This is a genomic window from Rhodopseudomonas sp. BAL398 (assembly GCF_033001325.1).
Classification (GTDB): Bacteria; Pseudomonadota; Alphaproteobacteria; order Rhizobiales; family Xanthobacteraceae; genus JARJEH01.
Genome location: NZ_CP133111.1, coordinates 4,123,310 through 4,144,387, shown reverse-complemented (window position 1 = coordinate 4,144,387; position 21,078 = coordinate 4,123,310). Strand labels below are relative to the sequence as shown.

Sequence of the window (21,078 nt, the reverse complement as noted above, 5' to 3'; positions counted from 1 at the left end):
GGAAACGACCGCTCCTTCCCGTTCAATGCGCTTCCCGTTCAGTGCCCGATCGCTTCGATCGCATCGGCGAGCGCGATGGTCTTTTTCGCGATTTCGGCGTGCAGCCGCTCCACCATCCGGCCGTCGAGCTGGATCGCGCCGCGATTGGCGTTTTCCGGGCGCTCAAAGGCCGCGATGATCTTTCGCGCCTGCGCCACGTCGGCGGGCGGCGGCGTGAAGGTGGCGTTGCAGGCCTCGATCTGTCCGGGGTGGATCAGGGTCTTGCCGTCAAAGCCGAGATCGCGCGATTGCGCGCATTCATGGGCAAAGCCCTCGATATTGGCGATGTCGCCATAGGGGCCATCGAGGAAGGCCAGGCCGTGGGCGCGGGCCGCCAGCATGCAATGGGTGATCATCGGCAGCATGGTGGCGCGGCCGGGCAGCATCCGGATCCGGGTTTCCAGCGACAGATCATTCGGCCCGAACACGAAGCCGGCTAGCCGCATCTCCGAATCATGGCTCTGCGCGGCCAGCTCCTCGGCATGCAGCACGCTGCGCGCGGTCTCAATCATGATCCAGACCCGCAGCGCGGTATCCGCATTGATGTCGCTCAACCTGTTGGCGATCGCGGTGAGGTCGGCGACGCTGGAGACTTTCGGCACCAGGATGCCGTCCGGCCGGGCCTTGGCCGCCATGTTGAGATCCTCGATCCACCACGGCGAATCCAGGCTGTTGATCCGCACCAGCACCTCGCGCTTGCCGAAGCCCCTGGCGGCGATCGCCGCGGCGACCTGGTTCCGCGCCAGCTCCTTGGCGTCCGGCGCCACCGCGTCTTCGAGGTCGAGGATAAGCCCGTCGGCATGCAGCAGCCGGGCCTTTTCCAGCGCGCGGGCATTCGATCCGGGCATGAACAACAGGCTGCGGCGCGGACGGATCATGGCTTGGTTCCCCCAAAAATCTTCAAGGCTGAGCCGATATCATCTCGCTTGGCCGGCCGAAAGGCTTGTTCAGGCGCGCCGCCTATGGTTATCCCGGACGCCCCTTCGACGTCCCACCGGAGCCCATCGATGACATCGTTTCCGCCCGATCTGATCTCTGGCTATCGCACCTTCACCTCGCAGCGGCTGCCGACCGAACAGACCCGCTACCGGGAATTATCCGAGCGCGGCCAATCGCCCGAGGTGATGCTGATCGGCTGCTGCGATTCCCGGGTGTCGCCGGAGGTGATCTTCGACGCCGGTCCCGGCGAATTATTCGTGGTGCGCAACGTCGCCAATCTGGTCCCGGTCTATACCCCGGACGGCGGCACCCACGGCGTCTCGGCGGCGCTGGAATTCGCCGTGCAGGTGTTGAAGGTGAAGCACATCGTGGTGCTGGGCCACGCCCAATGCGGCGGCATCCGGGCTTTCGTCGGCAATGCCGCGCCCTTGTCGCCGGGCGATTTCATCGGCCGCTGGATGTCGATGTTCGTCAAGCCCGACGAGAAGGTCGAAATCCGCGCCCATGAGACGATGCAGGATTTCGTCACCCGGATCGAAAAGGCCGCGGTGTTCCGCAGCCTGGAAAACCTGATGACGTTCCCCTTCGTGCAGGCCGCGGCCGAACGCGGCGAATTGCAGCTGCACGGCGCCTATTTCGGCGTCGCCGAAGGCTCGCTGTCGGTGCTCGATCAGGCGGCGAAGGAATTTCGTCCGGTGCTGTAACGCGGGCGAGCTGCAGCGCGTCTCGTTGTTGTCGCCGTGACCGGGTTGCCGCGGTGACCGGGCCGGCCGCTCAACGCATGGTCATTCCGGGGCGCGAGGCCGCAGGCCGAGCAAACCCGGAATCTCGCGACAAGGTATAAGCGGCGAGATTCCGGGTTCGCTCGCAGCTATCGCTGCTCGCGCCCCGGAATGACGCATTTCATAGCCGTAGCCGGCCGGCGACCATCGGCCGGCGATCAGTGCGGCTTACGCCGCTTTCTTCTTCGCGGTGATCAGCTTGCGGTTGATCAGGCATTCGGCGATCTGGATTGCGTTCAGCGCCGCGCCCTTGCGCAGATTGTCCGACACGCACCACAGCACCAAGCCGTTCTCCACCGTGGCATCCTCGCGGATCCGGCTGATATAGGTGGCGTCCTCGCCGGCCGCCTCATAGGGCGTGACGTAGCCGCCGGGCTCGTGCTTGTCGATCACCAGGCAGCCCGGCGCGTTGCGCAGGATGTCGCGGGCCTCATCGGCCGAGATCGGATTTTCGAATTCGATATTGACCGATTCGGAATGGCCGACGAACACCGGTACGCGGACGCAGGTCGCGGTGAGTTTGATTTTGGGATCAAGAATCTTCTTGGTCTCCATCATCATCTTCCACTCTTCCTTGGTGAAACCGTCTTCCATGAACACGTCGATCTCGGGGATGACGTTGAAGGCGATCCGCTTCGGGAATTTCTTATTGATCAGTTCGGCGTTGGTGTAGACGGCCTTGGTCTGCGAAAACAGCTCGTCCATCGCCTCCTTGCCGGCGCCAGACACCGACTGATAGGTCGACACTACGACGCGCTTGATCACCGCCTTGTCGTGCAGCGGCTTCAGCGCGACCACCAGCTGCGCGGTCGAGCAATTCGGATTGGCGATGATCATCTTCTTGGCAAAGCCCGCGACCGCAGCGGCATTCACTTCCGGCACGATCAACGGCACGTCCGGGTCCATCCGCCAGGCACTCGAATTGTCGATTACCACCGCGCCCTGCGCGCCGATCTTCGGCGACCATTCCTTCGACACGCTGCCACCGGCTGACATCAGGCAGATGTCGACATCGGTGAAATCGTAATGCTCGAGCGCTTTGCACTTCAGCGTGTGGTCGCCATAGGAGACTTCCACGCCCATGCTGCGGCGTGACGCCAACGCCACAACCTCGTCGGCGGGGAATTTACGTTCGTCCAGAATGTTGAGCATTTCGCGCCCGACATTGCCGGTCGCACCGACCACCGCGACTTTGTAACCCATCGTTCACTCTCCGAGGAAAAATGCTCCGCCTCCGCGGTCAGCGGAAAGGGAACAGCCAGCGCTTCTATGCGAGAAATGGCTCCGACACAACTTTAGTCCCTGCCAGAGCGTTTGTAATGCGTCCGAATCCGGTCCTTCGCCTTGCTCCGAACCAGGCCCGCCAGGCCCGGATTCATCCGGCGCTGCGCAGCTTCGCCGATGAATGCAAAGACGCATTGGTGCGGATGCTGGCCTATATCGGTGGGTTGGCGCTGATCGCGCTGGTGGTGCTGTTCGCCGCCAATCCGCTGACCAAGGCGGCTGTCAGCGCGGCGACCGAGCCAATGGCCCGGCCGGGCTGGAGCCAGGCCGATCGTTCTTACCCCGCCTTCGCCGTCAGTCAGTTCGATTCGCCTGGCAAAATCGAGACTTACGAGATCCTGCGGCATCCGGACGGCGGCCGCAAAGACCTGCTGCATTGGGCCGCGCCGGATGGCACGCCCGTCGCCGAACTCGAAATCTACCGGTTGGGTGATGAATCGCGCCAAGGCGACCCGTCAGGGGCCGATAGCGCAGCGCGGATCGACCCGGACGGGCTGCAGACGGGCGCCGCCGCCGGCCTGATTGACAGCAAATTCGGCACCGTGGCGCTGCACGACATTGCCGACCGGGTGGGCCACGCCGGCTCTTGCCTTGGCTTCAACAAGAGCCTCGACGCCAATTTGCGCCTCTCCGGCTGGTCGTGCCAGGGCGAGACCGTGCCGCAACGGCGCGCCGCGATCGGCTGCATGCTGGACCATCTGGTGCTGCTGTCAGCCGGCAACGACCCGAAGCTGGCCGAGATGTTCGCCCATGCCGAACTGCGTCGCGGCAGCTGCGCCGCGACCCTGGCGGGACCGGGCGCCCGGGTCGACTGGGTCACCGGCGACCAAAACCCGCAATTACGCGGCGCGTTCTGATCCTGTTTCACGCCAAGACGCTGGATTTGATGAAACATTTGGCCCGGGCCGGCATTATGTCAGCGGGTGTGGCCGGATTGACCTTGTGGCTGTCGCATCGCGGCGGCTAAAAGGAACGATCGAACTGCCAGACTGCCCATGAGGACATGATGACCCTGAACATGCTTTCCGCGAACGGTTTTGCCGCAAGGAAGCTCGCTTTGCTGCTGGCAGCTGCTGCTGTTGCGGTGGTGGCGGTCGGTTTCGACGCCAGCGATGCCAATGCGGCGAGTCGGAAATATCAGACCCGCGACCAGGAGGCCTACGGCCCGCGCGGCCCGAATACGTCCTACCGGGCCGGCCCGCGTACCCGGGTCTATGTCACCAAGCGGTCCTGGCTCGATGCCGGCGTCGAAGTGCTCCCGGGCGACCGCCATTTCACCGATTACGCCTTCCCGCCGGGCTATTCCTTCGCCCGCGAAAACTACAATCGCCCGCTGGACCGTTCGCCGCTCAATCCGCCCTCGGATCTCGGCGGCGTCCCGACGCAATTCCCGCTGTATTGAGCGAGAGCGAATCACCACACGACAATGCCCGGCTTAGCCGGGCATTTTTGTTTTGAAGCTCAGTTTGTTTTGAAGCGCGGTTGTCGCCGCCGGACGTGATCCGGCGGTCCTTCGCTTTGACAAGATGGATTCGCGGGTCGAGCCCGCGAATGACGGCAGGGGGTGGGGCACCGCGATGCCCCATTGCCGATCAGGCGTGCAGCGCCTGCATTTCCTTGACGATGGCTTCGCCCATCTGGCTGGTCGAGACCAACGTGGTGCCGTCCGATTTGATGTCGGCGGTGCGCAGTCCCTTGGCCAGCACCGCGGCGATCGCGGCGTCGAGCTTGTCGGCGAGGTCGCCCATATCCAGCGAATAACGCAGCGCCATGCCGAACGAGGCCAGCATCGCCACCGGATTGGCGGCGCCCTTGCCGGCGATATCCGGGGCCGAGCCATGCACCGGCTCATACATCGCCTTGCGCTTGCCGGTCTTGGCGTTGGTCTCGCCGAGCGAGGCCGAGGGCAGCATGCCGAGCGAGCCGGTCAGCATTGCGGCGATGTCGGAGAGCATGTCGCCGAACAGATTGTCGGTGGCGATGACGTCGAACTGCTTCGGCCATTTCACCAGATTCATGCCGCCCGAATCGGCGAGCTGATGCTCGAGCGTCACGTCCTTGAATTCGCGGTCGTGGACCTGTGTCACCACCTCGTTCCACAACAGGCCGCTCTTCATGACGTTGCGCTTTTCCATCGAGGTGACCTTGTTGCGCCGCTTGCGCGCCAGATCGAACGCCACGCGGGCGATCCGCTCGATTTCGTAGGTGTCGTAGACCTGGGTATCGATGGCGCGCTTCTGGCCATTGCCGAGATCAGTGATGGTCTTCGGCTCGCCGAAATAGACACCGCCGGTGAGCTCGCGCACGATCATGATGTCGAGCCCCTCGACCACGTCGCGCTTCAGGCTCGAGGAATCCGCCAGCGCCGGATAGCACACCGCCGGGCGCAGATTGGCGAACAGCGCCAGATCCTTGCGCAGCCGCAACAGCCCGGCCTCGGGGCGGGCGTCATACGGCACCGCATCCCATTTCGGCCCGCCGACCGCGCCGAAGATCACCGCATCCGAGGCCTGCGCCAGCGCCATGGTGGCGTCGGTGATCGCCACCTTGTCGGAATCATAGGCCGCGCCGCCGACCAAGCCGTGCTCGGTCTCGACACTGGCGATGCCCTGCGCATTCAGCCAGTCGATCAGCCGGGTCACCTCGGCCATCACCTCGGTGCCGATGCCGTCGCCGGGAAGAAGCAGCAATTTGTGGGTCGCCATGGTCGGATCCTCGTCATGCGTCATGGCCGGGCCTGACCCGGCCATCCAGCTTCTTGTCGAAGAGGGATGGATGCCGGGGCGCCCCGGCATGACTGCGGAAATCGTTACGGGCCGAGTGCTAAAACGCTGTTGCCGGATTGGCAAGACTCCGTTGCGGGGCGCGCGGTTGCGTTTGCGGCGCATTGGCTGCCACAATGCGATCGGGAGAAACGCTTGACCCTGATCGACCGCATCGCCGCGCCGAACAATCCCGTGCGCCTGATCCTGACGCTGTCGCTGGCGCCCACGGTGGGCCTGGGGATCGGCCGCTTCGCCTATTCGCTGGTGCTGCCGGACATGCGCGACGCGCTGGGCTGGTCCTATTCGGCAGCCGGCTTCATGAACACGATCAATGCCGCGGGCTATCTGGCCGGCGCGCTGGTGACCTCGCGCCTCGCCGCCCGGTTCGGGCTCTCGGTCCTGGTGCGCGCCGGCACGCTGGCCTGCGTGCTGTCGCTGGCGCTGTGCGCGTTGTCGGGCAATTTCGTGCTGCTGAGTTTCGCCCGCTTGCTGGTCGGGGTCGGCGCGGCGCTGGCCTTCGTCGCCGGCGCCGCGCTGGCAACCGCGATCGCCCAATCTCACCCGGCGCGCTCGGCGTTCCTGCTCAGCCTGTTCTATGCCGGGCCGGGGATCGGCATTCTGACCTCCGGGCTGATTGCGCCGTTCCTGCTGCAAGGGTTCGGGCCGGGGTCGTGGTGGATCGTCTGGCTGGTGCTGACGCTGGTGTCGGCGGCCTTGACGGTGCCGCTGCTGACCACGCCGATCGAAACCGAGTCGGGGATGTCGACGACATCGCCCGCGCGCTTCGCGATCGCGCCGGTGGCGATCTATCTCACCGCCTACTTTCTGTTTGGCGCCGGCTACATCGCCTACATGACCTTCATGATCGCCTATGTGCGCGACGCCGGCGGCGGTGCCGTGGCGCAAAGCGCGTTCTGGTGCCTGATCGGCGCCAGCGCCTTCGTCACGCCCTGGGTGTGGCGCCGCGTGATGGCGCGCGACCAGGGCGGGGTCTCGACCGCGATCATCCTGGGCTGCCTCGCGCTGGGCGCCGCGATGCCGCTGCTGGGCATGTCGGTGGGGTTGCTGGCGGTGTCGGCGCTGGTGTTCGGCGTATCGTTCTTCGCCGTGGTGGCCTCGACCACCGCCTTCGTTCGCTTCAACTATCCGCAGGCCGCCTGGCCGGGCGCGATCGCCGCGATGACGATCGTGTTCGGGGTCGGCCAGACATTGGGGCCGATCGCGGTCGGCGCGATCACCGACGCGATGGGCAGCCTGAATTATGCGCTGAACGTCTCGGCCGCGACGCTGGCGTTGGGCGCGGTCGCCGCGGCATTCCAAAAGCCGCTGCGCGAAGAAGCGCGCGTTGCGCCGTCATCCTGACAGCCTGGCCGAAAAGCGATCAACAAACCGAGGCCTTGAAGGCCGTCATTGCGAGGAGCTGTTGCGACGAAGCAATCCAGTCCTTGCTTGGCGTCCCTGGATTGCTTCGCTGTCGGACGGCGCGATGCGCCGTCCTCGGCTTGCAATGACGAAATCAAGCTCGATTTTGCTGGCTTCTCTTCCAATCAGCTTCTGAGAAACCGCCTTCAAAGGATGAGGTCCACCATCGAATCCAATGGCTATTCTTCGATCACCCCGCAGGCGATGCGGCCCCCGGCATTACCGGCGGGGTCGCTAATATAGTCATCGGCGCCGGCATGGATCACCAGCGCGGTGCCGTCGGGTTTGAACACCGAATTCGGCTTGTCCTTTTCCAGCGTAATGGCGTTGTTGACCACCTCGGTCTTCAACTCGCCGGATTCCGGCACCGTCAGGTTCGGCATGTCACCGGCATGAGCGCCGTCCAGCGCCCGCCTGCCGTGTTTCTTGCCAGTCGGATTGAAGTGCCCGCCGGCGCTGGTGAATGGCGGTTCGCATTTGCCAATCGTATGGACGTGGAAGGCGTGTTCGCCCGGCGGCAAGCCCTTGAGGGCCAGCTTGATGGTGACGCCATTGCCGTCTTGCGAGAGCGTGGCCTGGCCGATGTCGGCGCCGCTGGTATTTTTCAGCGTGGCTTTGGCCGCTTGCGCCGACGCGGCGGTGAGCGGGATGGCGAGCAGCGCGGCCGCGGTCAGCAAGGCACGCAAAATCATGAGGCAATCTCCAAAATGCTTTGATCGGTCAAAATCACGAAACCGTTCTAGCATGACCGTTTAATGGCCGCAGCGGGCGTTTAGCCGCTAGCTGCCACCACAAAAAGGCCGGAACAAATCGGCGAACAATGGACGTCGCTGCGCGGTGCCCGCTCGGCCTTACCGCCTCAGCTGCCGCTGAACGAATTGTAGCCCTGGTCTTCCCAATAGCCGCCCTTGTAATCGTTGGTGACCTCCATCGACACCACATATTTGGGATTTTTGAACCCAAGCTTGGTGGGGACCCGGATCTTCATCGGGTAGCCATAGGCGCGCGACAGGATCTTGTCGTCGAATTTGAAGGTCATCTGGGTCTGCGGATGCAGGGCGGTCGGCATGTCGAGCGGGCTGGTGTAACCCTCGGCGCAGCGAAACCAGACATATTTCGCCGATGTGTCGGCGCCGACCAGCTTGAGGAAATCCCGCAACGGCGTGCCGGACCACGAGCCGATCGCGCTCCAGCCCTCGACGCAAATGTGGCGGGTGATCTGTTTGACCTCGGGTAGTTTGTAAAGTTCGTCCAGGGTCCAGGATTTCTTGTTGTCGACCAGCCCGGAGACTTCCAGCTTCCAGTCCTTGCCGTCGATCGTTGGCGCTTCGTCCAGGCTGTAATAGGCGTTGAACGGGAACGGCCGGGTGATATCTTTTTCCGAATAGGTCGGCGCCAGCGTGTTCGGATTGAAGATCGCCGCCTGCACCGAATCGTTGAATTTTGAGACCTTCGCCAGCAGATGTTCGGCGCCGTCGCCGTCGACCACGTCGCAGCCGGTCAGCAGCGTCAGCGCGCCGAGGCTGGCGCCGCCGGCGATGAAGCGCCGACGCGACAATTCGGGCATCAGGGCCGTGGCGTCCCGCACCAGCAGCTTGGTGTCGACGCCGGGGATCAGCAATTTCTTGATACGCAGCATGTCGATATCCTCCCTCAGCGGCCGATGATCATGGCGCGCAGGCTTTTCGGCACCAGCAGCGCCAGGATCACATGGATGACCAGAAACGCCACGATCGACGCCATCGCGGCGAAGTGCACATAGCGCGCGGCGTCATAGCCGCCGAACACAGCGGTCAGCCACTGAAACTGCACCGGCTTCCAGATCGACAATCCGGACAGCACGACAAGGATGCCGACGGCGATGATTCCGGCATAGAGCAGCTTCTGCACATAGTTGTATTTGCTCAGATCGGCGTGCGACAGCCTGCCGGTCAGCGCCAGCCTGGTGTCGGTCAGCACGCCCGATGGCGTGATCGGCAGCAGCTTGCGGCGAAAGCGTCCGGTGATCAGGCCGAGCGCGAGATAGATCAGGCCGTTGACCATCAACAGCCACATCGCGGCGAAGTGCCACAACAGCCCGCCGCCGAGCCAGCCGCCCAGCGTGATCGCGCGCGAGAACTGGAAATCGAACAGCGGCGAGGCGTTATAGATCTGCCAGCCCGACATGATCATCATGATCATCGCCAGCGCGTTGATCCAATGCAGGATCCGAACCCAGGCCGGCTGGATGACCTTGGTCACGGTCTCATTGGCGTGGTTGTCGCTGATCGTGGTGCTCGACATCGCTGCTCCATCCCCGATAGTGGGTTATCCGCTTGTACGGGCAAAACCCCTCAATCGTTACAGCGGCGTCGCGATTGGCGGGCCGATCGCGGCTGTTCTCGATCACAAAAAAGCGAGCCGGGTCGCCCCGGCTCGCTTCCGTGCATCCCGGGCGGGACGCGCGCGCATCCTGTGGGGAGAAGTCCAGGGCGCGTATCGTGAACCGTTAGGACGGCATCAAAACGGTGTCGACGACGTGGATCACGCCGTTGGACTGGTTGACGTTGGGGATCGTAACGGTCGAGGAGCCGCCCTTGGCGTCGATCAGCATCACCTTCTTGCCGGAATGCTTCACCGTCAGGGTTTCGCCTTGGACGGTGGTCAGCTTCTTGCCGTCGGTCAGATCAGCGGCCTCGAGCTTGCCGGGAACGACATGATAGGTGAGGATCTTGGTCAGCGTGGCCTTGTTTTCCGGCTTCACCAGATTGGCGACGGTGCCGGCCGGCAGCTTGTTGAACGCCGCATTGGTCGGCGCGAATACGGTGAACGGGCCGTCCCCTTCCAACGTATCGACCAGGCCGGCGGCCTTCACGGCCGAGACCAGCGTGGTGTGGTCCTTGGAGTTGACGGCGTTTTCGATGATGTTCTTCGACGGGAACATGGCGGCGCCGCCGACCATCACGGTCTTTTCGCCGCTCATCTCGCTTTTCGCCATTTTGTCCTTGGCGCTGGCCGGCGCGATGCCGTTGACGCTGATGGCGAGGACGCTGAAAGCAACGGCGGACAGAAGGGCAATTTGCTTGGACATGAAACGTCTCCCAATTGGATTGAACGCCGGCGGAGGCTCCGCGGACGCGTTGAAGGTCAACAACGGCGACATGAATGGATGGTGCATTGCATCGTTGTTGTTCAAGCTACGCGAGCGATCGGCGTCGGTTTCACGATGATCATCTTGTCGCAGGCTGAAACTAATCGGTGAGCCGCCCGTTCGCGCGCGTTATCTGCAATGCAGATCACGCTGTGGCGATGCTCCAAATTGTCCACCTCGGGTTACTACGTGGTCGTGGCGCATCACGCCCGGATAGCGGACGTGACGCGCGTGGTCAGTGCCGTGATCGCCGGCGCCGCCGATCAGGATTGCATCGGGAGCGTCATCAGAGCCCGCCGACGAAACTCCGGTTCCAGGTCGGGCTGATCAGGATTTCGTTGACGCAGACATGCGGCGGCATGCTGGCCACGAAGGCGATGGTGCGGCCGAGATCCTCCGGCTGCAACATCCGCGCCTGCTGCTCGGCGGTCGGCACCACCGGCCGCAGCTTGAGGATCGGCGTCGCGACTTCCGCAGGCGACAGGCAGCAGGCGCGTAGTCCGTTGACGCATTCATCCATGTTGAACGAATGGGTCAGCGCCAGCACCGCATGTTTGGTCGTCGTATAGGCCGGCCCCGGCATCTTCGAGACATGGCGACCGGCCCAGGACGACACATTGATGATGCAGCCGTCCTTCTGTGCGCGCATTGCTGGCAGCACCGCGCGCATGCAATACAGCACGCCGTTGAGATTGATATCGACCAACCTGTCCCAGCCTTCCAACTCCATATCGGCCCATGAGCGCTTCGGCACGTTGATGCCGGCGCTGTTGACCAGCAGGTCGATGCGGCCATGGCTGGCGACAATCTGCTCGGCGGCCCGGGTGACGTCGTCGGCCTTGCTGACGTCGAGCACGATCGCCTCGGCGGCGCCGCCCTTGGCGGCGATCTTCGCCACCACCGCGTCGAGCGCGTCGCGCCTGCGGCCCGAGACCACCACGGTCCAGCCATCGGCCGCCAAGGCCTCGGCGCCGGCCTCGCCGATGCCGCTGCCGCCGCCGGTCACCCAGGCCACGCGTTTCCCGCTTTTTGTCATGCCAACTGTCTCCGTTGCTTTGTGAAGGGCGTTTTTGCTATTGCCTGACCGGGTCGGTCGGCGGATCGCTCGCCGGTACCGGAATGTTGCAGCAACGCGTCACAGAACGCCATCGGGAACGCCGCCATGAACGCCGCCACCAACGCCAATCTGTTTTCGCGCCTGTTCGATCAGCTCGACGATTCCGGGCGGCTGGCGATCGAGACCGCGGACGGCACCCGGATCTCCTATGGCGAGCTGATCGCGCGGGCGGGGCGGGTGGCCAACGTGCTGGTGGACCGCGGCGTCCGGATCGGCGATCGTGTTGCAGCGCAAACCGAGAAATCGGTCGAGGCGCTGGTGCTGTATCTCGCCGTGGTCCGCGCCGGCGCGGTGTTTCTGCCGCTCAACACCGCCTATACGCTGCGCGAGCTGGACTATTTCATCACCGATGCCGAGCCGTCGCTGGTCGTGTGCGATCCGTCGAAGGCCGAAGGTGTCGGGGCGATCGCCGCCAAGGTCGGCGCGCGGGTCGAGACGCTGGGCGCCGACGGCCAAGGCTCGCTGACCGACGCAGCCGCCACCGCGCCGGCCGCGTTTGCCACCGTGCCGCGCGAGCGCTCCGATCTGGCGGCGATTCTCTACACCTCCGGCACCACCGGCCGTTCCAAGGGCGCGATGCTGACCCACGACAATCTGGCGTCGAATTCGCTGAGCCTGGTCGATTATTGGCGCTTCACCGACACCGACGTGCTGATCCACGTTTTGCCGATCTATCACACCCACGGCCTGTTCGTGGCCAGCAACGTCACGCTGTTCGCGCGCGCCTCGATGATCTTTCTCAACAAGTTCGACCCCGAACGGGTGATCAGCTTGATGCCCCGCGCCACGGTGCTGATGGGCGTGCCGACCACCTATACCCGGCTGCTGCAGAGCAAGGCGCTGACCCGCGAGGCGGCCAGCCACATGCGGCTGTTCGTATCCGGCTCGGCGCCGCTGCTGGCCGAGACCCATCGCGAATGGTCGGCGCGCACCGGCCATGCCGTGCTGGAGCGCTACGGCATGACCGAGACCAATATGAACACATCGAACCCCTATGACGGCGATCGCGTGCCCGGCGCGGTCGGCTTTCCGCTGCCCGGCGTCAGCGTGCGGGTCGTCGATCCGGAGACCGGCACGGAGCTGGCCCGTGACGAGATCGGCATGATCGAGGTGAAGGGCCCCAATGTCTTCAAGGGCTATTGGCGGATGCCGGACAAGACCAAAGCGGAATTCCGCGACGACGGCTTCTTCATCACCGGCGATCTCGGCAAGATCGACCGCAACGGCTATCTGTACATCCTCGGCCGCGGCAAGGACCTGGTGATCAGCGGCGGCTTCAACGTCTATCCGAAGGAAATCGAGGGCGAGATCGACGCCATGCCGGGCGTGGTCGAATGCGCGGTGATCGGCGTGCCGCATGCCGATTTCGGCGAGGGCGTGACCGCCGTGGTGGTGCGCGCCAACGACGCCAGCGTCGATGAAGCCAGCGTGCTGAGCGCGCTCGACGGCCAGATCGCCAAATTCAAGATGCCGAAAAAGGTGGTGTTCGTCGAGGAACTGCCGCGCAACACCATGGGCAAGGTGCAGAAGAACGTGCTGCGCGACGCCTATTCGGATATCTACAAGTAACAAAGCCCGTCATTGCGAGCGCAGCGAAGCAATCCAGGGTTCAGTGCACGGCGCCCTGGATTGCTTCGTCGCTGCGCTCCTCGCAATGACGGATAGTGGCGCTACACCACATGGTCGGGCGCCAGCGCGCAAAGCGAGCCCGGGTCGGTCTCGACCTGGAAGGTGGCGTGAGCGATACCGAATTCATCGCGCAGGTGATGGGCTATCTCCATCAGATAGTCGTCGCCGGGCGCGCCCGAGGGGATCACCAGGTGGCAGGTCAACGCGACCTCGGTGGTGCTCATCGGCCAGATATGAAGATCGTGCAGCTGCGTCACGCCGGGACGGCGTTCGAGGTAGTCGCGCACGCGCGCCGGGTCGATCTCGCGCGGCACCGCGCCGAGCGACATCGCCATGCTGTCGCGCAGCAGGCCCCAGGTGCCCCAGATGATGATCACCGCGATCGCCAGGCTGGTCGCGGCGTCGAGCCAGATCCAGCCGGTGAACAGAATCACCAGGCCTGCGACCACCACGCCGGCCGACACCGCCGTATCGGCCACCATGTGCAGATAGGCGCCGCGGATATTGAGGTCGCCCTTCTGCCCGGACATGAACAGCCAGGCGGTGACGCCGTTGATCACAATGCCGATGCTGGCCACCGCGATGACCGTGGTGCCGGCCACCGGCTCCGGCGTCAGCAGCCGCAGAATCGCCTCCCAGCCGATCGCGCCGACCGCCACCAGCAGAAACACTGCGTTGAACAGCGCCGCCAGGATCGACGAGCCGCGCAGGCCGTAAGTGTAGCGCGCCGAAGGCGGGCGTTTCGACAGCACCGCGGCCGACCATGCCACCAGCAGTCCCAGCACATCCGACAGATTGTGGCCGGCGTCGGCAATCAGCGCCATCGAGTTGCTGGCGTAACCGTAAAACGCCTCGGCGAGCACGAAGCCGGTGTTGAGCACGATGCCGATCGCGAAGGCGCGCCCGAAATCCGCGGGCGCGTGAACATGCCCGCCCGGCCCGTGTGCATGCCCGTGTTCATGGCCGGAATGGTCGTGGTCGCCGTGAGCGTCCTGGCTGTGATTGGTCTGGTTCATCGTTCTCAACGCCTCAGAGCCGCTTCGGTGCGGCGACGAACCCGATTAATCGCAAGTTGAAAGTGAATACTATTGCGGTTCGGCCGGCCCACGGGCCGCGATCCGGCTCGCTCGATGGGCCCGCGAGGGCGGGTGGGATTTTGCCGCGGCAGTGAAGCCGTGACCCGGCCGTTCATGCGGTCGGGGCTGAATCCAACTTCACCTGCCGGCCGTTCGGCGTGCTTGACGGCTCGTCCGACAACCGGCCTTGACTCAAAGTGCCGAAATTATGAACGGCTGTTCCGAGATTGTGATTTCGACGTTGCGCTCATTGTTCTCACTCCGTAAATAGACCCCACCTTCTTCGCGAGCCCCCGGTCTGGGGGCTATCCGCTTGCCGCCAACAGACAAAGCAGCCGATGAACGCCAGGATCGAACGACCGCTCTCGCCACACATGCAGGCCTACCGCTGGAGTCTGACGATGGCGCTGTCCATCGTTCACCGCATCACCGGCATCGCTTTGTACTTCGGTACCCTGCTGCTGGCCTGGTGGTTGATCGCCGCGGCGGCGGGGCCGGGGCCATATTCGACCGTGCAGGCGTTCACCGGAAGCTGGATCGGCCGCCTGGTATTGTTCGGCTATACTTGGGCGCTGATGCATCACATGCTCAGCGGTGTGCGGCATTTCATCTGGGATCTCGGCTACGGCTTCAAGACCGCGGACCGCGAATGGTTGACCTGGGCCGCCCTGATCGGCGGCGTGATGCTGACTGTTCTGCTGTGGATCGTCGCCTATACGCTGGGAGGTGGACGATGAGCGCCGAGAAAGCCAACGCCGGCACGCCCAAGCAGAAGACCATGCGCACGCCGCTCGGCAAGGTTCGCAAATTCGGTCCGGCCGGGTCCGGCACCTCGGATTTCTGGCGCCAGCGCATTACCGGCGTGGGGATGACGCTGCTGATCCTGCCGGTGATCGTGGTGATCATGATGCTGCTCGGCCGCAACCAGGCCGGCGCCACGCAGATTCTCGGTTCGCCGCTGATCGCGCTGACCATGATCCTGTTCATCATCGCCAGCGCGGTGCACATGAAGATCGGCATGCAGGTCGTGCTCGAGGACTATATCCAGAACGAGAAGCTCAAATTGGTCAGCGTGATGGCCAATAATTTCTTCTCGCTCGCCGTGGCGCTGGCCGCGATCTTCGCGATCTTCAAACTTTCAGCTGGAGTCTAAGCATGGTGGCGAACGGCATCGGCGCGCCTGGCGTCAACGGCCATGCCTATCCGATCGAAGATCACGTCTACGACGTGGTCGTGGTGGGGGCAGGCGGCGCGGGGTTGCGCGCGGTGGTCGGTTGCAGCGAGGCGGGGCTGCGCACCGCCTGCATCACCAAGGTGTTCCCGACCCGCTCCCATACCGTAGCGGCCCAGGGCGGCATCTCGGCGTCGCTCGGCAATATGCACAAGGATGACTGGCGCTGGCATATGTACGACACCGTGAAGGGGTCGGACTGGCTGGGCGATCAGGATTCGATCGAATATATGGTGCGCAATGCGCCCGAGGCTGTCTACGAGCTCGAACATTGGGGCGTGCCGTTCTCGCGCACCGAGGACGGCAAGATCTATCAGCGCCCGTTCGGCGGCATGACGCTGGACTACGGCAATGGCCAGGCGCAGCGCACCTGCGCCGCCGCCGACCGCACCGGCCACGCCATGCTGCATACGATGTATGGCCAGGCGCTGCGCCACGCCGCCGAATTCTATATCGAGTTTTTCGCCATCGACCTGATCATGGACGATCAGGGCGTCTGCCGCGGCGTCGTCGCCTTGAAGCTGGATGACGGCACGCTGCACCGGTTCCGGGCGCAGACCACGATTCTGGCGACCGGCGGCTATGGCCGCGCCTATGCCTCCTGCACCTCGGCGCATACCTGCACCGGCGACGGCGGCGCGATGGCGCTGCGCGCCGGGCTGCCGCTGCAGGACATGGAGTTCGTCCAGTTCCATCCGACCGGCATTTACGGCTCGGGCTGCCTGGTCACCGAGGGCGCCCGCGGCGAGGGCGGCTATCTGGTCAATTCCGAAGGCGAGCGCTTCATGGAGCGCTACGCGCCGTCGGCGAAGGATCTGGCCTCGCGCGACGTGGTGTCGCGCGCCATGACCATCGAAATGCGCGAAGGCCGCGGCGTCGGCAAGAAGAAGGACCACATCTTCCTGCATCTCGATCATCTCGATCCGGCGGTGCTGCATGAGCGGCTGCCGGGCATCTCGGATTCGGCGCGGATCTTCGCCGGGGTCGACGTCACCCGCGAGCCGATCCCGATCCTGCCGACGGTGCACTACAACATGGGCGGCATCCCGACCAATTTCCACGGCGAGGTCGTCACCAAGAAGGACGGCGACGACAACGCGGTGGTGCCCGGGCTGATGGCGCTGGGCGAGGCCGCCTGCGTCTCGGTGCACGGCGCCAACCGGCTCGGCTCCAATTCGCTGATCGATCTCGTGGTGTTCGGCCGCGCCGCGGCGCTGCGCTGCGCCGAGAAGCTGACGCCGAACGGCAAGCAGCCGGAGCTGCCGGCGGATTCCGCCGAGAAGTCGCTGTCCCGGCTCGATCATTATCGCTACGCCGCCGGCGGCACCCCGACCGCGAAGCTGCGCGACAACATGCAGCATGTGATGCAGAGCAATTGCGCCGTGTTCCGCACCGGCGACGTGCTGCAGGAAGGCTCGGAGCTGATTCACAAGGTCCACAGCGGCATCACCGATATCGCCGTGTCGGACCGCTCGCTGACCTGGAATTCCGACCTGATCGAAACGCTGGAATTCGACAATCTGATCGTGCAGGCGGTGGCGACGATGGATTCCGCCGCCAACCGCACCGAGAGCCGCGGCGCCCACGCCCGCGAGGATTTCTCGGCGCGCGACGACGCCAACTGGATGAAGCACACGCTGGCCTGGATCGGCGCCGACGGTGGCACCACGCTCGATTACCGGCCGGTGCACGACTACACGATGACCAATGACGTGCAGTACATTCCGCCCAAACCGCGGGTGTATTGAGAGCGTATTTATTGTGCTGTCATGCGCGGGCATAGCCGTTCCAAGAACGGCGTTCTAAAACGCCTATGCCCGCGCATCCATCCATCTTCGCAAGATGATGGATTGCAGGGTCGAGCCCGGCAATGACGGAAAACGGCAAAGGCAACGCAAATGGTTGAGTTCGCACTTCCGAAAAACTCCAAGATCACCGGCGGCAAGAGCTGGCCGAAACCCGAGGGCGCGACCGAGACCCGGGAATTTCGGGTCTATCGCTGGAATCCGGACGACGGCAAGAATCCCAGCGTCGATGTCTACCACGTCGACAAGAACGATTGCGGCCCGATGGTGCTGGACGGCCTGATCTGGATCAAGAACCACATCGATCCGACGCTGACCTTCCGCCGCTCCTGCCGCGAAGGCGTCTGCGGCTCCTGCGCGATGAACATCGACGGCGAGAACACGCTGGCCTGTACCAAGGCGATGGACGACGTCAAGGACAGCGCCGTGAAGATCAATCCGTTGCCGCATCAGCCGGTGGTCAAGGATCTGGTCCCCGACCTCACCAATTTTTACGCCCAATACGCCTCGATCGAGCCCTGGCTGCAGACCGTGACGCCGACGCCGCAGAAGGAATGGAAGCAGAGCCACGAGGATCGCGAGAAGCTCGACGGGCTGTATGAATGCATCCTGTGCGCCTGCTGCTCGACCTCGTGCCCGAGCTATTGGTGGAATTCGGATCGCTTCCTCGGCCCCGCCGCGTTGCTGCAGGCGACCCGCTGGGTCAAGGACAGCCGCGACGAAGCCACCGGTGAACGCCTCGACAATCTCGAGGATCCGTTCCGGATCTATCGCTGCCACACCATCATGAATTGCGCCAAGGCCTGCCCGAAGGGGCTGAACCCGTCGGAAGCGATTGCCAGCCTCAAGCTGAAGCTGGTCGAACGCCAGATCTGAGCGCGCGTATCTCGCCAGCGGGCAATACCGTCGCCTGACGACGGATGCGTCGCGTCCGTCGCGCTTGCCCGGGAACATCATCGTCACCCGACCGTTAACGATCGAACCTTGAGGGAGATCGATGATGGCGGCTGACCGCAAATCCGGCGAAGCGCAACACGCCTGGGACATGATGAAGAGCATCACTTTCGCGATGCTGGCGACGCGCGATGGTGACGCTATTCGCTCGCGGCCGATGGCGGCCTATGTCGAGCCGCAGAACAATGCGGTGTTGTTTCTCACCGACGTGCGGCGTCACAAGGACGACGAGATCGCGCGCGATCACCACGTCAATCTCGCCTTCGCCGACACCAGCGGCCAGAAATACGTGTCGGTCAGCGGCACCGCCGCGATTAGCAATGACCGCGCCATAATCAAGGAACTGTTCACCACCGCCGCCAAGGCGTGGTGGGACAGCGCCGAGGATCCGAATATCCGGGTGTTGAAGATCACCCCCGACGAAGCCGAATATTGGGACTCGCCCGGCACCATCGTCAGCTACGTCAAAATGGCGATGGCGGCTGCGACCGGCTCGCGCCCCGACCTTGGCGAAAATCGCAAGGTGGCGATCTGATGATGGCCGATCCGCAAGACAACCCGACCGATCCTGGCCCGGCTGTGCCGCCGACCGAAGTGCCACCGGCGACGACGCCGCAGCCGGCCGAGCCGCCGCGCGAAGCGCCGCCTGGTAGTCCGGCGCCGGATATTCCGCCGCCGATCGATGAGCCCGGCATGCCGCCGGTGCCGGAGGAGCTGCCCGGACAGATGCCCGACGAGGCGCCGGTTCGCGGGCCACCCAGTCCCGGCGCGCCGAATCCGGCGACAATGTAGTACCGGCTCGATGCTTCGCTGTAGGTTCGATTCGACAGCTGCTATCGGCTGTCCCTTACCTGGCTGAATACTCCATGAATAGGCGCGCCGACGAGCCATTGCCGGCGCGAAATAATTGACGGGCGGAAATCGCCGGCCGTCACATTGCGGCCCCACCGCTGCGTGTTGATCTGTACGCCCCGCCAATCAACTGATTGGTGCGAGGCGATTTGTTTGCGGGAACGATAAACATCATGACCAAATTAAACTTGACGCTGCTCGCCACCACGGCTTTGACGGCGATGCAATTTGCGGCCCTGCCGTCTTATGCGCAGGCCGCGCCACTGCAGCTTGCGCAGGCCACGCCAGCGCCGGCCGAAACCGGACCGGATGGCAAACCGCTGCCGAAGCAGCCGCCGAAGGGGCCGCCGCCCGGCGGCATCGGTCACGCCCCACCGCCCCCACCTGCGATGCAGCGCCCGCCGCACCCGGAACCGCCGGCGCCCCCGCATCCGGCGCCGCCTGCGGCGCAACGCCCCGTGCCACCACCGGCGCCCAGCGCCAAGCCGCCAGCCCCGCCGGCTGCGGGACACATCGGTCATCCCGCGCCACCGTCGGCCGCCGCGCCGCCGGAGCGTCCGACACCTCCAGCCGCACCAAGGCCGCCCGCGCCACCCGCGGCCGCGCCGACTCCGCCACACGCCAGATCTGAGCCCGCTAAACCCGAGCCGGCCAAATCCGAGCCGGCCAAGTCTGAGCCGGCCAAGTCTGAGCCGGCCAAGCGTGAACCGACCAGGCGTGAAGCGGCGCCGCAAGCAGCCCCTGCGCCGACCCCACCGCCCGCTGGACGGATCGGTCAGCCATCGCCCCCGCCAGCTCAGCCGGCGCCTGCGCCGACCGCTGCTCCAGCTCCTGCACCAGCCAAGCCAGCGCCGGCACCGGCGGCCGCAGCACCGACGCCGCCACCAGCGGGTCGGATCGGCGAGCCTACCCCGGCAGCCCAGCCGGCACCGGCCGACAAGGGAGCGCCGCCATCCCCCAGCGCGCTGGGCCCACGCGGCGCTGCGCTTTTGCAGAACTCGCCGAACCTGACCGCGCCGATTCCCCCGGCACCGCCGCCGGCGCAGGCGCTGACCCCGATCAAGCCCGGCACGGTCGGGCCTGGACCGCGCAACATCACCGATTTTCGCAGCGAGCGCCGGGAGACCAAGGAAGGCGATCGCACCGTGATCACCGAGCCTGGCCGCGTCATCGTGCGCGATCCGGGCGGGCGCGACTACATTCGGCACAACGAGCTTGATCGTTTCCGATATGGCGCGCGCGACATCCGTGAGGATCGCGACGGCGATGACACGCGTACTATCATTGTGCTGCCGGACGGTGACCAGATCATCAATCTCACCGGACCGGACGGCCAGCTGCTGCGGCGCATCCGCCGCGACCGCGACGGCCGCGAGATTGTGATCATCGACAACAGTTATCGGCCGCGGGACCGCGGCAGTTTCTATGTCGACCTGCCGCCGCCGGTGATCCGGATGCCGCGCGACCGCTACATCGTCGATTACGACGATGCATCGCCCGAGCTGCTGTATGACACGTTGGAGGCGCCTCCGGTGGAGCGGCTGCAGCGCCGCTACACGCTCGACGAAATCCGCTACAGCCCGACGGTGCGTCAGCGGATGGCCTCGGTCGACCTCAACACCATTACCTTCGCGACCGGATCTTGGGAGATTCCGCCGGCCCAGGGCGCCAAGCTCGAAGGCATCGCCAATGCGATCAAGCGATCGATCCAGCGCGAGCCGCGCACGGTGTTCCTGATCGAGGGCCACACCGACGCTACCGGCAATGACGTCGACAATCTGTCGCTGTCGGATCGCCGGGCGCAATCGGCGGCCGAATTGCTGACCCAGGAGTTCGGCGTCCCCGCCGAGAATCTGGTGACGCAGGGCTACGGATCGCAATACATGAAGGTCCAGACCAACGGACCGGAACTGCTGAATCGTCGCGTCACCGTGCGCAATATCACGCCGTTGTTGAACGGCGGCGTGGCCGCAGCGGCACCGCCGCCGCCCCGTCCGCGGCGCTAACCAGGCGTTGCGAATAGACGCTCGCTAAAAGACGGCCGCGCAGCAGA

General features: G+C 64.6%; 22 protein-coding genes. 12 read left to right on the top strand and 10 right to left on the bottom strand.

The window, feature by feature from the left end:
- Nucleotides 1-38: 38 nt before the first annotated feature.
- Nucleotides 39-917: an HpcH/HpaI aldolase/citrate lyase family protein gene (locus tag RBJ75_RS19530; protein WP_276156608.1), complete on the bottom strand. Its 879-nt coding sequence runs from the start codon at nt 915-917 to the stop codon at nt 39-41.
- Between the two features lie 129 nt (nt 918-1,046).
- On the opposite strand from RBJ75_RS19530, the gene RBJ75_RS19525 reads away from it, so the two are divergent.
- Nucleotides 1,047-1,682 carry a carbonic anhydrase gene (locus RBJ75_RS19525; protein ID WP_044418921.1) on the top strand — a complete coding sequence of 212 codons (636 nt, stop codon included), beginning with the start codon at nt 1,047-1,049 and terminating at the stop codon, nt 1,680-1,682.
- Nucleotides 1,683-1,928: 246 nt separating this feature from the next.
- Here RBJ75_RS19525 and RBJ75_RS19520 read toward each other — a convergent pair whose 3' ends face one another.
- Nucleotides 1,929-2,963 carry an aspartate-semialdehyde dehydrogenase gene (locus RBJ75_RS19520; RefSeq protein WP_044417260.1) on the bottom strand — a complete coding sequence of 345 codons (1,035 nt, stop codon included), beginning with the start codon at nt 2,961-2,963 and terminating at the stop codon, nt 1,929-1,931.
- Between the two features lie 116 nt (nt 2,964-3,079).
- Here RBJ75_RS19520 and RBJ75_RS19515 point away from each other — a divergent pair, with 116 nt between their 5' ends.
- Nucleotides 3,080-3,901, top strand: a complete 822-nt coding sequence (locus tag RBJ75_RS19515; RefSeq protein WP_044417262.1) for a hypothetical protein — start codon at nt 3,080-3,082, stop codon at nt 3,899-3,901.
- Nucleotides 3,902-4,050: 149 nt separating this feature from the next.
- Nucleotides 4,051-4,446 carry a hypothetical protein gene (locus tag RBJ75_RS19510; RefSeq protein WP_044417266.1) on the top strand — a complete coding sequence of 132 codons (396 nt, stop codon included), beginning with the start codon at nt 4,051-4,053 and terminating at the stop codon, nt 4,444-4,446.
- A 190-nt stretch (nt 4,447-4,636) separates the two neighbouring features.
- Here RBJ75_RS19510 and leuB read toward each other — a convergent pair whose 3' ends face one another.
- Nucleotides 4,637-5,749 carry a 3-isopropylmalate dehydrogenase gene (gene leuB / locus RBJ75_RS19505; protein WP_044417268.1) on the bottom strand — a complete coding sequence of 371 codons (1,113 nt, stop codon included), beginning with the start codon at nt 5,747-5,749 and terminating at the stop codon, nt 4,637-4,639.
- Nucleotides 5,750-5,962: 213 nt separating this feature from the next.
- Here leuB and RBJ75_RS19500 point away from each other — a divergent pair, with 213 nt between their 5' ends.
- On the top strand, nt 5,963-7,171 hold the full coding sequence (locus RBJ75_RS19500; protein WP_044417264.1) for a YbfB/YjiJ family MFS transporter: 1,209 nt from the start codon (nt 5,963-5,965) through the stop codon (nt 7,169-7,171).
- 239 nt (nt 7,172-7,410) lie between these two features.
- Here the strand turns inward: RBJ75_RS19500 and RBJ75_RS19495 are convergent, their stop codons facing one another.
- From RBJ75_RS19495 to RBJ75_RS19475, 5 genes are all read right to left on the bottom strand, one after another.
- Nucleotides 7,411-7,923, bottom strand: coding sequence for a superoxide dismutase family protein (locus tag RBJ75_RS19495; RefSeq protein ID WP_044417257.1), 513 nt, complete (start codon nt 7,921-7,923; stop codon nt 7,411-7,413).
- A 167-nt stretch (nt 7,924-8,090) separates the two neighbouring features.
- Nucleotides 8,091-8,870, bottom strand: coding sequence for a molybdopterin-dependent oxidoreductase (locus RBJ75_RS19490; RefSeq protein WP_276156790.1), 780 nt, complete (start codon nt 8,868-8,870; stop codon nt 8,091-8,093).
- Between the two features lie 14 nt (nt 8,871-8,884).
- Complete coding sequence (locus RBJ75_RS19485) at nt 8,885-9,514, bottom strand: cytochrome b/b6 domain-containing protein (protein ID WP_276156791.1); 630 nt, start codon at nt 9,512-9,514, stop codon at nt 8,885-8,887.
- A 205-nt stretch (nt 9,515-9,719) separates the two neighbouring features.
- On the bottom strand, nt 9,720-10,301 hold the full coding sequence (locus RBJ75_RS19480; protein ID WP_044416575.1) for a fasciclin domain-containing protein: 582 nt from the start codon (nt 10,299-10,301) through the stop codon (nt 9,720-9,722).
- Nucleotides 10,302-10,647: 346 nt separating this feature from the next.
- Complete coding sequence (locus RBJ75_RS19475) at nt 10,648-11,397, bottom strand: SDR family oxidoreductase (RefSeq protein ID WP_044416573.1); 750 nt, start codon at nt 11,395-11,397, stop codon at nt 10,648-10,650.
- A 126-nt stretch (nt 11,398-11,523) separates the two neighbouring features.
- Between RBJ75_RS19475 and RBJ75_RS19470 the strand changes: the two genes are divergently transcribed.
- Complete coding sequence (locus tag RBJ75_RS19470; RefSeq protein WP_044416571.1) at nt 11,524-13,047, top strand: malonate--CoA ligase; 1,524 nt, start codon at nt 11,524-11,526, stop codon at nt 13,045-13,047.
- A 101-nt stretch (nt 13,048-13,148) separates the two neighbouring features.
- Here RBJ75_RS19470 and RBJ75_RS19465 read toward each other — a convergent pair whose 3' ends face one another.
- A complete protein-coding gene (locus tag RBJ75_RS19465) occupies nt 13,149-14,123 on the bottom strand; it encodes a cation diffusion facilitator family transporter (protein ID WP_044416569.1) in 975 nt (324 codons plus the stop codon).
- A gap of 398 nt (nt 14,124-14,521) precedes the next feature.
- Between RBJ75_RS19465 and sdhC the strand changes: the two genes are divergently transcribed.
- The 6 genes from sdhC to RBJ75_RS19435 all read left to right on the top strand — a co-directional run bounded on the left by sdhC (nt 14,522) and on the right by RBJ75_RS19435 (nt 18,965).
- Nucleotides 14,522-14,920 (top strand): succinate dehydrogenase, cytochrome b556 subunit, encoded by a 399-nt coding sequence (gene sdhC / locus RBJ75_RS19460; RefSeq protein ID WP_044417233.1) that lies wholly within the window; start codon nt 14,522-14,524, stop codon nt 14,918-14,920.
- The gene (gene sdhD, locus RBJ75_RS19455; RefSeq protein WP_044417231.1) at nt 14,917-15,336 is read left to right on the top strand and encodes a succinate dehydrogenase, hydrophobic membrane anchor protein; all 420 of its coding nucleotides are present in this window, start codon (nt 14,917-14,919) and stop codon (nt 15,334-15,336) included. The genes sdhC and sdhD overlap by 4 nt, the downstream gene beginning before the upstream one ends.
- 2 nt (nt 15,337-15,338) lie before the next feature.
- Nucleotides 15,339-17,162, top strand: a complete 1,824-nt coding sequence (gene sdhA, locus RBJ75_RS19450) for a succinate dehydrogenase flavoprotein subunit (protein ID WP_044417229.1) — start codon at nt 15,339-15,341, stop codon at nt 17,160-17,162.
- Nucleotides 17,163-17,312: 150 nt separating this feature from the next.
- Entirely contained in the window at nt 17,313-18,095 is a 783-nt protein-coding gene (locus RBJ75_RS19445; protein ID WP_044417227.1) for a succinate dehydrogenase iron-sulfur subunit, read from the top strand.
- A 124-nt stretch (nt 18,096-18,219) separates the two neighbouring features.
- Nucleotides 18,220-18,708 carry a pyridoxamine 5'-phosphate oxidase family protein gene (locus tag RBJ75_RS19440; RefSeq protein WP_044417235.1) on the top strand — a complete coding sequence of 163 codons (489 nt, stop codon included), beginning with the start codon at nt 18,220-18,222 and terminating at the stop codon, nt 18,706-18,708.
- On the top strand, nt 18,708-18,965 hold the full coding sequence (locus RBJ75_RS19435) for a hypothetical protein (protein WP_044417225.1): 258 nt from the start codon (nt 18,708-18,710) through the stop codon (nt 18,963-18,965). The genes RBJ75_RS19440 and RBJ75_RS19435 overlap by 1 nt, the downstream gene beginning before the upstream one ends.
- Before the next feature lie 577 nt (nt 18,966-19,542).
- On the opposite strand, the gene RBJ75_RS29510 is transcribed toward RBJ75_RS19435, so the two are convergent.
- Complete coding sequence (locus RBJ75_RS29510) at nt 19,543-19,710, bottom strand: hypothetical protein (protein WP_411194475.1); 168 nt, start codon at nt 19,708-19,710, stop codon at nt 19,543-19,545.
- A 304-nt stretch (nt 19,711-20,014) separates the two neighbouring features.
- On the opposite strand from RBJ75_RS29510, the gene RBJ75_RS19430 reads away from it, so the two are divergent.
- Nucleotides 20,015-21,031 (top strand): OmpA family protein, encoded by a 1,017-nt coding sequence (locus RBJ75_RS19430; RefSeq protein ID WP_317528519.1) that lies wholly within the window; start codon nt 20,015-20,017, stop codon nt 21,029-21,031.
- Nucleotides 21,032-21,078 lie beyond the last annotated feature (47 nt).